The sequence below is a fragment of the Pseudocolwellia sp. AS88 genome, from assembly GCF_030551755.1.
Classification (GTDB): Bacteria; Pseudomonadota; Gammaproteobacteria; order Enterobacterales; family Alteromonadaceae; genus Pseudocolwellia.
The window spans coordinates 50,186-63,244 of record NZ_JAUPEC010000011.1; the positions used below are offsets into that span (position 1 = coordinate 50,186).

Sequence of the window (13,059 nt, forward strand, 5' to 3'; positions counted from 1 at the left end):
CTCTTTTTTTTGCTTTATTGATATCCTTTCGGTTTAGGGTATAATTCTTTCGATTCGAAACTTGGGGGGACGTGTTTTGTCAAAACGTAATACACAACAAAGACGACATACAATCATTACATTATTGAACTCACAAGGTGAGGTAGGGGTTGATGAATTAGCTAAAAGGTTTGATACGTCAGAAGTGACCATCAGAAAAGATTTAGCTATTTTAGAAAATAGTGGCTTATTACTGCGTCGATATGGTGGAGCAGTGCCCTTACCTAAAGAAATTACTGAAACTAAGAATGAAAATCTTTCCCAACGAAAGATATTAATTGCTCAAAAAGCAGCAATGATGATCAACGATCATAATCGTATTATTATAGATAGTGGTCATACTACGTCTGCACTTGTTACTGAACTTAATAACAAGAAAGGATTAGTTGTAATGACTAACTCTTTAGCGATAGCGAACAAGCTGCAAACTTTGGAAAATGAACCTACACTGTTGATGACTGGCGGAACATGGGATACCCATTCTGAGTCTTTTCAGGGACAGGTAGCAGAGAATTCATTAAGATCTTATGATTTTGACCAATTATTTATTGGTGCAGATGGTATTGATCTAGAAAGAGGAACAACAACCTTCAACGAGTTAATTGGGTTATCTCGTGTTATGGCTGAGGTTTCAAGAGAAGTTATTGTATTGGTTGAATCAGACAAATTTAATAGAAAAATACCCAATGTAGAAATACCAATGAACCAAATACATACCGTTATAACAGATAGAGAATTATCTGCTGAAAAACGACAAGAGATTATTGATCAAGGCGTAAATTTAATTATAGCCGATTAAAGAACAAACATTATTAAGGAAAAGTTATGTGTGGAATCGTAGGTGCAGTTGCACAGCGTGATGTAGTAGATATTTTAGTAGAAGGGTTACGTCGATTAGAGTACCGCGGATATGACTCTGCTGGTGTTGCAATTATTGATGAGAACAACAAAGTAAATCGTATTCGTCGTTTAGGTAAAGTACAAGAATTAGCAGATGCTGTTCAACTTAACCCACTAACTGGCGGTACAGGTATTGCTCATACTCGTTGGGCTACTCATGGTGCGCCAAGCGAAATTAATGCACATCCACATGTATCTAGCGATAACATTGCTGTCGTACATAATGGCATCATAGAAAATCATGAAGAACTTAGAACCAGACTTACAGGTTTAGGTTACGTGTTTGTTTCTGAAACAGATACCGAAGTTATTGCGCATCTTGTTCATCATGAGCTAAAAACAGCTTCTAGCTTGCGTGAAGCTGTTCAAACAACAGTAAAACAGCTTGAAGGCGCTTATGGCACAGTTGTATTAGACACTAACGATAAAGATCGTGTTGTTGTTGCTCGTTCAGGTAGCCCATTAGTTATTGGTTACGGTGTTGGCGAAAACTTTATCGCATCAGATATGATGGCGTTATTACCTGTTACACGTAAGTTTTCATTTTTAGAAGAAGGCGATGTTGCTGAAATTACTCGTTTTGAAGTTAGTGTTTTTGATACTAATGGATTACCTGTTACACGTGAAGCTAAAGAATCTGAAGTAAGTCATGATGCTGGCGATAAAGGTGAATATCGTCACTATATGCTAAAAGAAACTTACGAACAGCCAACAGCAATAAGAAATACCCTTGAAGGTCGCTTTACTGATAACACCATTGAAACAGATGCTTTTGGTAAAAATGCAGACGAAATATTCAAAAATATAGAACATGTTCAAATCATCGCCTGTGGTACAAGTTATCACTCAGGTATGGTTGCACGTTACTGGTTAGAATCATTAGCTGGCGTTTCGTGTAATATCGAAATTGCGAGTGAATTTAGATACCGTAAATCTCATGTACCTAAAAATGCATTGTTAGTAACTATCTCACAATCTGGCGAAACAGCTGATACTTTAGCCGCTCTTCGTTTAGCTAAAGAGATCGGTTATAAATCAAGTTTAAGTATTTGTAACGTACCAGGTTCATCATTAGTACGTGAATCAGACCTAGCTTTTATGACTAAAGCTGGCGTAGAAATAGGTGTAGCATCAACTAAAGCCTTCACAACTCAATTAGTTGGCTTATTAATGATGACTATAGCAATTGGTTCACATCACGGAATGAGCTTAGAAACTCAAGCTGAAATCACCAATTCGCTACAAAAACTACCAAACAAATTAGAAGAAGTACTCGCTTTAGCTGGTTCGATTGAAGATCTAGCAGAAGATTTTGCTGATAAACATCACTCATTATTTTTAGGTAGAGGTGATCAATACCCTATCGCGATGGAGGGCGCTTTAAAGCTTAAAGAGATTTCTTATATTCATGCTGAAGCCTACGCAGCGGGTGAACTAAAACATGGTCCATTAGCGTTAATTGATGCTGAAATGCCCGTAATTGTTGTTGCGCCTAAAAATGATTTAATTGAAAAATTAAAATCAAACGTAGAAGAAGTAAGAGCTCGTGGTGGTTTAATGTATGTGTTTGCTGACGTAGATGCTAAATTTGAAAGCGACGATACAATGAAAGTGATCAACGTACCTCATTGTGACGACATCATAGCGCCAATTGTTTACACCTTGCCTTTACAGTTACTTTCATACTACGTAGCTATTATTAAAGGTACTGATGTTGACCAACCACGTAACTTAGCAAAATCAGTAACTGTTGAATAATTAATTATAAAACAGTAACTTATGATGTAAGTGAATATTAATGTTGGTACCAGATATATTATATTTGGTACCAACAATATTAATATTGATACCAAACTCATAAATTACCGATTAAATTTGGTACCAATTAAAAGTTCCGTTATGCTTACCTATATAGCAAGTAACGAGAACACTTATGTCGCAACAATTCTGGTTCACAAAGGAAGAGATCAAAAAACGTCTGGAAAGTGGAAGAGGAACAGGACGTAAACAAAGCTACAAACCATGGATATACATTCAAGAAATATCCAGCAAAGGAACCAGTTATAGGGTCTTATCACACCGAACGGGACGTGTAGTTCACCTTTTATCCAAACTCGAATTCTTAACCTTTAGTCTGTTCGATTGGGATGAATCTATTTGTGATATCCGAGAACAGTATCCAATCGATATCGAAACAACCCTAGAAGTCGCTGAAAAAGCAGGTATTAAACACCCGAAGAAGGGCAATAAATATCACGTTTTCACAACAGATATCCTTCTTGATTACGACAATATCCAAAGCAATCAAAAGGCAATCCAAGTAAAGTACATAAAAGATCTTATGGACAAAAATACTATTCAAAAACTTGAAATTGAGCGGCGCAGTTTTCTTGCTAAAGGTATTGAATGGCAATTAATGACAGAGTTAGATATACCTCACACGCAGCAGGTAAATATAGATTGGATATTGGGCGGTAAAGACCTTGAGATAAGCGATGAAATTCATGAGCGAGTTTTTGACTTATGGGACGAAATAGAACACTTTCCCAATATTAAGCTAACTAAAGCATGTTCAGATTTTGACAAGCGCCATGGACTGATGCCGGGGGAGTCATTGAAAGTAGCTCGGAACTCTTTTAGCTATCGAATTCTCGCGTTTGACATCAAAAAACCATATACAACTCTTCAGTGTAAAGATATTCAATGTATCTCTCGTCAAATAAATACTGGAGGGCTTTATGCTGTTGGTTAATAGTGTTGTTGAATATCAACAACGTTCGCTTCGAGTATTGGCGATAACCCCTGACTATTGTATATGGATAGACATTCATAACAAGTTGGCAGACCCAGAACAGTTTGATCTTAACGAAATCTCTAAAGCTTTGAGAAATGATGACGTAAAAATTATTGAAGACCCGTTTTTCGATTTAATTTCTAGAACTATGACTAAGAAACAAAAAGAAAAACGAGACGTTACTTGGGTGACAATGCAATATGTAGTAGAAAATCCGCTACGACTTTTTAAAGAATGTTGGAGCCAATTACTACGAGAAGTAATAATCGATTCGGAAAAAGAGATTGGGAGGCAGCACTTTTATAAACTTTTACGCCAATATCTTCAACGCGGTCAGTGTAAAAATGGGTTAGCACCTGATTTTCATAAAATGGGAGCACCTAATCAGTCCAGACTAATAACTAATAAAAAAGTAGGCCCAAAACGAACGGCATCTGTAGGACAGGGAGTTCCCATTACAGAAGATATCAAAAAAATATTTAGACAAGCCATAGACACTTTCTATATGAAAGCCAATCGCATGCCTTGGGTAAAAGTGCACGACAAAGTGACCAAAGCCGTGAGGGAACAGTACCCCAAAATATCTAAATACGATTTGCCGACATTAGTACAGTTAAAACACTTATTTGAAAAAGAGTACAAAGCTGAAGAAACGTCAAAAGCACGCAATACAGATATCACGTTTGAAAAAGATAAAAGGCAATTAACAAGTACTGCTACATCACAAGTTTTGGGACCGGGAGATAGATTTGAGTTTGACGCCACTATTATCGATTTATATGTGGTAAGTGAAAATGATGCTCAAGATATTATTGGCCGACCCACACTATTGATTGCCATCGACGTATTTTCTCGTCTTGTGACGGGGTACTACCTCACTTTCGAACCTCCATCGTATGTAGTAGCAATGATGGCGCTAGCTAACTGCCTAGAAAACAAAGTCGACATTTGTGCATCATTAGGATTAACTATTAAACATGACTCTTGGCCAGCCATAGGCCTACCATCAGCGGTTCTTGCAGATAAAGGGGAGTTATTATCAAATCAAAGTAACACTTTAGTCGATTCTGCAAATGTTAGATTAGAGAACGCGACAGCCCGTCGCGGTGACGCTAAGGGTATAGTAGAACGAAAATTTCGGACTTTGCAGGCAGAGTTCAAGCCATACGCTCCCGGTGTGGTGACCGACGAAACAGCAAAAAAACGTGGCGGAAAAGATTATCGATTAGATGCCGAACTCAATATTCGACAGTTTGAAGAAATCATAGTTTTACTTATCTACAAGCACAACTTGAAGGTAATGAAAAACTATGACGCTGACCCCGATATTCCCATTGACCTTCCTTTCACGCCAAAAGATCTTTGGAATTGGGGAATAGAAAATCGCTCTGGTGCTCTGAAATCTTTTGACCTTCAAAAATTTAAAATCTTAACTTTGCCAAGAACGAAAGCAACAGTTTCAAACCTAGGCATTAAAGTTAACTCTTTAATCTACACATGCCCAGAAGCATTCGAAAAGGGCTGGTTTCTGCGCGATAAACATCGAACAAGACCCAATTCGGTGCAAATTGCGTTTGATCCAAGAACGACCAATACAATTTATATATTTCCAAATAATGGTTCAAATGAATTTTGGAGTGCGAGTTTAACTGATCGCAGCAGAGCGTATTCTGATATGACTGTTTACGAGGCTAAAAAAGCCATCCTGACTCGTAAGCGTAGTGGGGATAAAACGGACAAAGACAATGCCGATGAACGTCAAAAAATAGATGATGAAATCGATAAACGATTGGCATCTGCTCAGCGACGTTCCAAGAAAACTTCGTCTAATAAATCAGATAATGCAAGACTCAAAGAGATTAGAAAAAATAAGCAGGAAGCTATAACCAAAGAAAGGCTCATTCGATCAGTTGGAGAATCAAGCGAAAAGCAAAGCAATTCTCCGCCTAAAAATGTCGTGCCTATAATCAAACAGGATGACTTTTCTTTGCCTGATTTATATGTGGACTACGACGAGGACGAAACATGATTAATAACATAGTAGCCGTAACAGCTAATTACATTGAGCAGGATTTAGAAGAATATAAAGGTAATCCACTAATTGAAGCATTACCTAGTATTTGGCTTGATGACATTTCTCTAGCAAAGAGATTATCCTCTAGACCATCACATTCAAAAAATGACTTGGATCTACATCCTCGTTTAAGATTGCACACGATAGCTCGCTTACTAAGCGGCACCTTTTTCCATCCGTTACCAAGCCATCTAGATCTTGAAAGGAAACTGTCGTTAATGATCCGCACAGGGTATATAAAACGAAATCCTGCATTGAATCATGACAAACACGCTACCCAAGCAAACTATCTAGCGATGCAAGGTCATCAAAGCAATGCAAACTTGTTCCCAACAACCGACCGTTCAGCATTAGGTATGACGCTAATCGGATGCTCTGGCAGTGGTAAAACAACCGCAATGAAAAGGGTACTGTCAACATACCCACAGTTAATTGAACATCCAGATTACAATATGTTACAACAAATTCCCTACGTCGTGGTGGAATGTCCTTATGATGGTGAGCTAAGTAGTATGTGCTCAAATTTTTTCCTTGCAATCGATCAGATCGTTGGTACTGATTATCACAAGCGATATGGTCAGCAAATAAGAATTGGGGCTAAAACACAGTTACAAGCAATGTCACAAATAGCATTACAACACTCAGTTGGTTTACTTGTTATCGACGAAATCCAACATTTAAATACGTCAAAGTCTGACAGCGAAGAATTACTTAACTTCTTTACCACAATGACAAATGTTTTAGGGATTCCCATTTTTCTAATTGGGACATTAAAGGCAAAAATCCTGTTTGCTGATGGACTCAGAGGAGCAAGACGCACCATTGGTTTTGGCAGTATGGAATGGGGAATATCTAAAACACAAAATGATTATTTGAACTGGACACGTTTTATAAAGCGACTTTGGCGATTCCAATGGGTTAAAGCTAGCACCAAGGAACCTTCGCCAGAAATAATAGGACATTTGTTCGACCTTTCGCAAGGGATTCTAGATATCGCTGTTAAACTCTTTGTGATTGCACAAATACGAGCCATCGTATCTCAAAAAGAAGAGCTATCAATTCCCCTTTTTGACACCGTCTATCAAGAAGAAATGAAGAATGTTCACCCAATGTTAGATGCGTTACGTTCTGGAGATAGTGCTCAGATAGCTAAATTTTCAGATTTAACCATGCCAAAAATTGATGTTGAGACAGTGGCAAACCGAATGCCTCAAGAATTGTCTGAAGAACCTGAAGAAGAGGTATCACAGCAAAGTTATAAACCATCAGATAGTCAACTTGAGCTACTATTAAGTCTTCTAGATATCGATTACAAACAACATGCTTCACAAATTGGATTGTTAAAGGAACAACATCCAGACATAGATAATAAAACACTGTTCAAACAGTTGGTTACAGAAATTGAATCAAACAAATCGAGTTATATAAAACGTGAGTCTTTATCTAAACAGACTAAATCAAACGTTATTACACCATCACATTGGCACAAACTTGATCATGATGACTTACGCTATATTCATTCGCAATCACATACCGAGTCGGAGATGCATGCTAACCTTGTCAAAAATGGTCTGATAGCATCAGTCAAATAGTCACACTTTCAATTGATGATTAGCTTTGTTGTTCAGTTGGACTCAGACGACAACAAGAAATGCCCCACAGAAGCGCAAATTCCAACGATAAGTTGCGCTTCAGATTGTTTAGGTTCTCTTCCTTCACGGATATGCCGCCCAAACTCAGAGGCAAATCCCCATGCTTTTTTGACTGCTTCATCGAGAGGCGGCGGAATTTCAACTTGTCCCCGTTTGAGAATATCACCTAAGTTTGCATTTCGAGCACCAGATACTTCTCTTGCAACGCATTCAAGTGACGCCATAGCGTGTTGAATAGCGCCAGTGGAATCAGGTTTAGGTCGTCTAGATAAGTCCCTGATAGCTTCGTGCAGTTCGTTGCTGGCTGTCTCATTACCAGATTCCAGTTCCTTAGTTCTAGCATCTTTGATGATTACTTCAAACGCTTCAGGGCCTCTCATTTCAATTAAACCGTCTACTAGCTTCCAGCCGATCCCATTTTCAATGAAATACTCGTTTAATTCCTCACTAAATTCATCTTGACGATTGGACTTCCCTCGATAAAATGGACACTTCTATTTTAAGTTACTGCTAATTCATACACAGTAGGTGTTTTATATCCTAAACTCGAATGCAAACGTTGTCTATTGTAAAAAGAGTTCATATAACCTTTTAATAAGGGATGTAACTCTTTAAGCGATACTCCGATTGACATCCCCTTTTAACTAGCGAAGCGTAAATCTCGGGGGCTTGCCCCCGTGCTGGATAGTGTATACTGGGGGCACCCCAGTAAATACTATTCTGCTCATGGAAACTCAAAGAAATACACATCATGTTTATCGATTAATGTATCACTTTGTTTGGATACCTAAGTATCGTCACAAAGTATTCAATGAGCCTTATCGTTCTACGATGAAAGCGATAATTCAGAAAGTTGGATATGATTACGATATCGATATAGTTGAATTAGAAATACCAGAAGATCATATTCATATGGTGATTAGGGGAATACCGAAGCAATCACCAAGTGATGTAATGCAAATAATTAAAAGTATCACAGCACGTGAATTTTTCAGGATTTATCCTGAAATTATAAAGAAATATTTCTGGGGTGGTAAATTGTGGACTCAAAGTTTCTTTGTTGAAACTATTGGAAATGCCACTGAAGAAGTTATTCGGAAATATGTTCAAAACCAACTGATTGAATTAGATCGTAAAGAAATTAACTCAGATCAGCTGGATTTGTTTTAAAACTCGGTCGCTTGCGGCCGAGATATTTATCGAATAAAAAAAGGATTTAACTTCTTCTAGCTCATGTGTTTCAGAAGGGAATCGAAACTTTACTAATGTTAGTTAATATAAAACCTCTGAAATTTTGGTTTTTTCCGATCGACAGTTTGTACACGCCAACAAAGACCATTATCAACAATACTATAGGAGGGACTAATTTTCGTGAGCCTCAGCCACAAGATAAATATGTATAAATCACACATATAGCTTTGTAGTTGAGGATAGCTTAAACCAAACGATAAAAATTTCCGGCACATTTAAACTTAAAGGTACTTCCACTTTAAATCTAAGCTTAAGCATGACGACATATTAATGGTGCGCTATACTTGTTCATACCACTGCTCATCGAAGTCTTTAAATACTATATTGTAAATCTGCGTTCGAAATAAAATCGACTTCATCAGTTCTAGAGATACTTCCAGAATTCGTACACGAGCAATGTAACGCTACCCTATAAATGGTCGATATTTCACATCGACGGTGGCTTAAACGCCCTTCGAGCGATACGAAAAGATAATGAGAGTGTTTATGGTTTCTTTTGCCGCTATAAGCGTTATTTAAACAGGACGGAAGCCAAAGTCCAAGCATTTGCTAAAAACCATGATTTTAATGCCAATTGCTTGATATAGAGGATATTAGGAAATAAAGATATAGTGAGCTGAAATATGATTGATGACATAGATATAATGGCACTTAGTGAAGAGATTGAACGTGATAGCCAATCAGGTGCATTGCGTAAAGAGTTACTAGCAAAAGGCGAAACACTTTATGGAATCAACCCTGATTTCCCCGACTATATTGCCTGTGAGAAAAACGAAGGAAGTGTATCTCTTGGCCACTTGGAGAATGGATGTTTTGTAGCTGAAATATGCTTGTTGTGCTGACTTTTAGCCTCCTTAATTTATATTAACTCACAACTGTTCAATTTTTTTTTGGGTATTTACAACCCACCTATCAATTACATCAATGTCTGCTTTTTCTATCCGATAATTTTTTGGATGATTAACAAATTGCGTACTGATTTTATTTTGTTTAAAAAAATCTCTTGGCCAAGCGATCGATTGTATTATCAATTCATCAAGAATAGTTTCAACCTTTGCGCGAGCATCATCGAGGTGCGTAAATTTAAAAACTAGTGTAGAAATATTTTTTTTACTGCCTGTGTTTGGAAAGTCACTTTGGTCAATCTCAATTAGGGTAATTGTTTCAAAATTTACAGATGGGTTAGTTAGGTGAGCTACTGCGGCTTTTCTTATACCTGTACCATCTTTCTTCATATGTGATTTGAAACGACCAATTTTTCGTAATTTTTGTATTCTAAGTTCAGTTAATGATAAACCTGACTCTTCGCATAGTTTTTTCAACATCGACCTAAAATTATCAAATATATTTTTGTCATCCCCATTATCATCTTTTGTTGTTGCAACAAAAATTGCCGCACTTGCGGAACCTAAAAGTGTCGGAAGATCTGTACTAATTAGTTCTGAGCCGCTCGCTTCTGCTTCACTGCTTTCATTTATGACTCGAACTTTCCCCTTCGATGATTTAGTTCTAGCTGAACGATTTGGTGAAAGAGAAAACGTGCCGATTCCATTAGAAGAAATAATTTTAGTTGGCGAAAAACTGCTCGCCCCTTGTTCATCGTCTATGATGAACTCACCCGCAACTTCTAGCTTTTCTTCATTTAATGTTGATTGAGAAACACTCACTTTTGCCCATTTTTGACTAATAAATTCAATTTCTACAGGGAGGTTATGCGGAATACCTATAATGCTCTTAATCTCGTTAGCGATATATAGATTTTGCCCTTGATAAGTTGAAATATGCTCTGACAGCAGCAGTTCCATTTTTACCTTTTTTAAATTAGGCAAATTAAAACAGAAATTCCACCAAGTCACTTTACACCCATCTACCTTTGAAGTATTTTGCTTCAATCGAAAGTTTTCATGAATTGAGATAAATGAACTCAAGGCTGACGAGTCACAAAGAGTATAGGCGAGTTGTGTTGCGTTAAAACATTTTTCAAATTGCCCTTTAGACAATTGCACTGAATCCATTACTTCTATCATCAAGTTACTTTGAGATACGTTTGCTCTCCGAAAATCAATATTTAACGCCACTGGTGATAATGCATAACCAAACATTTTATTGTTTTGCAGAAATAAACTTCTAGCAAGTTCAAGTTGAGGTATAGCTAACCATGCATTTTTTTTCTGCAATAGAAAATATTTTTCATTTCTGTTTAATCCGTTGATTGGATTTAGACCAAGCGTCTTTCCATTTGCTCTTGCTTTAACATCACTCCATTTAATTATTATTTTTTTTGATTTAGCTTGGGTATCAAAGATATCAGTGACGTTATAATAACGGCCTACACAGAGGTCTGGAATCAGAGATGCTAGAACAGCTTTTTTCTTTGATTTACTGAATCTAACTTGGACATACCATTCACTATTACCAAAAAACCTAAAGATTCCACCGATGTAGAGCAATTGATCATTTTCTTCAACGCCCTTTATTTTATATGCACTATCAACCAATTATGACACCAAACAGCTACTTTAATGACTGTAGATGATATGTTTCTTTGAGCATTAATTCTAGCACTTCTATAAAGTTGCCAAGGTTCAAAGCGTTTTTTTTTATTGGCAAGATTAAGGGTAACTTGGGTAAGTCGTCTGCATTGATACTCCTCTACCGTTTCATTATAGCTATTAAGAAAAGCTGTACACTTAGGTAATCGGTATAGATTGTGTTCAATACTCGCTGAATTAGATAATTGAGAGAGAAACCATCTTTTTGAGCGCCTTGGGGAGTAGGTATCATCTGCACTATTTAAAATTTTAAATAGTTGCTTTACTGTTAAAATATCTCTTTTACACCAATTTACCCGGCAGTTTTTATTCTCTCTGATGATTCTGTTTTGAGCATTTACTTCAAGTAACCAAGTCTTATCATTGCGATAAAGTTTGGTGTAGAGGTTATAACTTTCAGTATTTAGATATCGAGATTTTTTTGGTCCGTACTGCTTTACCAGAGTTAACCATGACTGTTTTAGGTCAAGAATTTCAGAGGTGTTTATTGGTAGGTTAATCACTTGAGGTAAGCTTTGACTCGCGTTTTTAGGCATATTTGTGGCCAACAGAGCATTCCACCATTTTTCAATATCACCATTAAAAAAAGGCAATCCAGCAATAATATGATATGGATATTGATGTTGTTTGCGATGCTTCCGAAAAATATATGCGAGTCTTGTATCAAAATCTTGATCTCCGAATCCTCGGTCAACTAACCACTGTTGTTTCCAAAATTGTCTGACAAATGATGCAACAGCTAACTGATCAATCGAACTTCTTTTATTGAAATTATGTTCATATGCAATAGACCGATAGAAATCAGTTAATTTGTCGAATGAGATATTAAGCGTATGACTAGATGAAATGATTTTTGTAGCGGCCTTTGACATGTGCTGCTCTTGCCATTTAGCCTTGTTTTTTTCAACACCATATTGATCGAAGACTACATCTACTAACGGAATAAATGCGTGTCTAGAAAAATCATGGATTAATATATTTGTAGATTGGAATGTCAATCCATGAATAGGACAGCATGTAGTAAATATTCCAAACCAACGTCTATCCCAAAATGGTTCGCCGTGCATGGCTAACTGGTCTTTCACGCACTCTGAACAATATCGCATATACGGAAAAGTTTTCAGCATACAAGCAGCTAACCCAGCAGCAGTGGTATAGGTATTATTTACAGAGCTGAGCATTTCATTCTTAATTTTGTTTCTTATATTTTCTGGACTTAGGCCTGTATATAACGGATATAAAGTGTGATTTTCAATAATATCTAACCCTGAACACCTCATTTTTGGTCTAATATTAGCAATTGCAGCCTCAAGTCCATTGGGTATTTCAGGTGAAGCGAAGATCGTACGCTTATCAAATACATCAAATAGCAATTGCTTATCGGTCAATACCCCACACCGCACTTTATATCTAGCTAATCCGCTATAGAAAAGTTCGTGCTCATATAGTTTTGGAAAAAAAGGTAATGTTGTCACTATTCCCTAATTTCGGGACAAATGGTTTTGTCATCATAATGAGGACACAAGTTTTTGTCACGTTTTTGGGGACAAATGTTTAAATCAACAAATCACCAAGGCTATTTAAAGCTGATCGCATGGCTTAAAAAATCACGTCTTGAGAAACGATTAACAGTAAGGCAACTGGGTGAGATGCTTGACGAACCATTCCAGTTTGTGAGTAAAATCGAAAATGGGCAGCGAAACTTGTCAGTTCATGAATACGTGCAGTATTGTAATGCGCTGGAGATTGAAGCAGAGGTTGGACTTAAAATTCTCAGAAAATAATAATTAAATCGAA

At 37.1% G+C, this 13,059-nt stretch carries 11 protein-coding genes; 8 read left to right on the forward strand and 3 right to left on the reverse strand.

All coding sequences use genetic code 11. The annotated features are described in order from the left end of the window. Positions 1-76 precede the first annotated feature (76 nt). From Q5N69_RS09680 to Q5N69_RS09700, 5 genes are all read left to right on the forward strand, one after another. On the forward strand, positions 77-838 hold the full coding sequence (locus Q5N69_RS09680; RefSeq protein WP_304368697.1) for a DeoR/GlpR family DNA-binding transcription regulator: 762 nt from the start codon (positions 77-79) through the stop codon (positions 836-838). A gap of 26 nt (positions 839-864) precedes the next feature. Further along, positions 865-2,697: a glutamine--fructose-6-phosphate transaminase (isomerizing) gene (gene glmS, locus Q5N69_RS09685; RefSeq protein WP_304368698.1), complete on the forward strand. Its 1,833-nt coding sequence runs from the start codon at positions 865-867 to the stop codon at positions 2,695-2,697. Positions 2,698-2,872: 175 nt separating this feature from the next. Beyond that, positions 2,873-3,691, forward strand: coding sequence for a TnsA endonuclease N-terminal domain-containing protein (locus tag Q5N69_RS09690; protein WP_304368699.1), 819 nt, complete (start codon positions 2,873-2,875; stop codon positions 3,689-3,691). Next, positions 3,678-5,762 (forward strand): Mu transposase C-terminal domain-containing protein, encoded by a 2,085-nt coding sequence (locus Q5N69_RS09695; protein ID WP_304368701.1) that lies wholly within the window; start codon positions 3,678-3,680, stop codon positions 5,760-5,762. Before Q5N69_RS09690 ends, Q5N69_RS09695 begins: the two co-directional genes overlap by 14 nt. Continuing rightward, entirely contained in the window at positions 5,759-7,399 is a 1,641-nt protein-coding gene (locus Q5N69_RS09700; protein ID WP_304368702.1) for an AAA family ATPase, read from the forward strand. Before Q5N69_RS09695 ends, Q5N69_RS09700 begins: the two co-directional genes overlap by 4 nt. Before the next feature lie 32 nt (positions 7,400-7,431). Here Q5N69_RS09700 and Q5N69_RS09705 read toward each other — a convergent pair whose 3' ends face one another. Continuing rightward, positions 7,432-7,839 (reverse strand): hypothetical protein, encoded by a 408-nt coding sequence (locus tag Q5N69_RS09705; RefSeq protein ID WP_304368703.1) that lies wholly within the window; start codon positions 7,837-7,839, stop codon positions 7,432-7,434. 307 nt (positions 7,840-8,146) lie between these two features. On the opposite strand from Q5N69_RS09705, the gene tnpA reads away from it, so the two are divergent. Beyond that, entirely contained in the window at positions 8,147-8,629 is a 483-nt protein-coding gene (gene tnpA, locus Q5N69_RS09710; protein WP_304368704.1) for an IS200/IS605 family transposase, read from the forward strand. 704 nt (positions 8,630-9,333) lie between these two features. Continuing rightward, the gene (locus tag Q5N69_RS09715; RefSeq protein WP_304368705.1) at positions 9,334-9,552 is read left to right on the forward strand and encodes a hypothetical protein; all 219 of its coding nucleotides are present in this window, start codon (positions 9,334-9,336) and stop codon (positions 9,550-9,552) included. Between the two features lie 27 nt (positions 9,553-9,579). Here the strand turns inward: Q5N69_RS09715 and Q5N69_RS09720 are convergent, their stop codons facing one another. Together Q5N69_RS09720 and Q5N69_RS09725 are read right to left on the reverse strand one after the other, a co-directional pair. Beyond that, positions 9,580-11,208: a Tn7-like element transposition protein TnsE gene (locus Q5N69_RS09720; protein ID WP_304368707.1), complete on the reverse strand. Its 1,629-nt coding sequence runs from the start codon at positions 11,206-11,208 to the stop codon at positions 9,580-9,582. Further along, entirely contained in the window at positions 11,184-12,737 is a 1,554-nt protein-coding gene (locus Q5N69_RS09725; protein WP_304368708.1) for a TnsD family Tn7-like transposition protein, read from the reverse strand. The genes Q5N69_RS09720 and Q5N69_RS09725 overlap by 25 nt, the downstream gene beginning before the upstream one ends. 54 nt (positions 12,738-12,791) lie before the next feature. Between Q5N69_RS09725 and Q5N69_RS09730 the strand changes: the two genes are divergently transcribed. Further along, positions 12,792-13,046 (forward strand): helix-turn-helix transcriptional regulator, encoded by a 255-nt coding sequence (locus tag Q5N69_RS09730; RefSeq protein ID WP_342866531.1) that lies wholly within the window; start codon positions 12,792-12,794, stop codon positions 13,044-13,046. Positions 13,047-13,059: the final 13 nt, after the last annotated feature.

Coding starts and splice junctions, on each gene's coding strand:
- glmS (WP_304368698.1), top strand. CDS start 865: ATGTGTGGAATCGTAGGTGCAGTTGCACAGCGTGATGTAGTAGATATT.
- Q5N69_RS09690 (WP_304368699.1), top strand. CDS start 2,873: ATGTCGCAACAATTCTGGTTCACAAAGGAAGAGATCAAAAAACGTCTG.
- Q5N69_RS09695 (WP_304368701.1), top strand. CDS start 3,678: ATGCTGTTGGTTAATAGTGTTGTTGAATATCAACAACGTTCGCTTCGA.
- Q5N69_RS09700 (WP_304368702.1), top strand. CDS start 5,759: ATGATTAATAACATAGTAGCCGTAACAGCTAATTACATTGAGCAGGAT.
- Q5N69_RS09705 (WP_304368703.1), bottom strand. CDS start 7,839: ATGAGAGGCCCTGAAGCGTTTGAAGTAATCATCAAAGATGCTAGAACT.
- Q5N69_RS09715 (WP_304368705.1), top strand. CDS start 9,334: ATGATTGATGACATAGATATAATGGCACTTAGTGAAGAGATTGAACGT.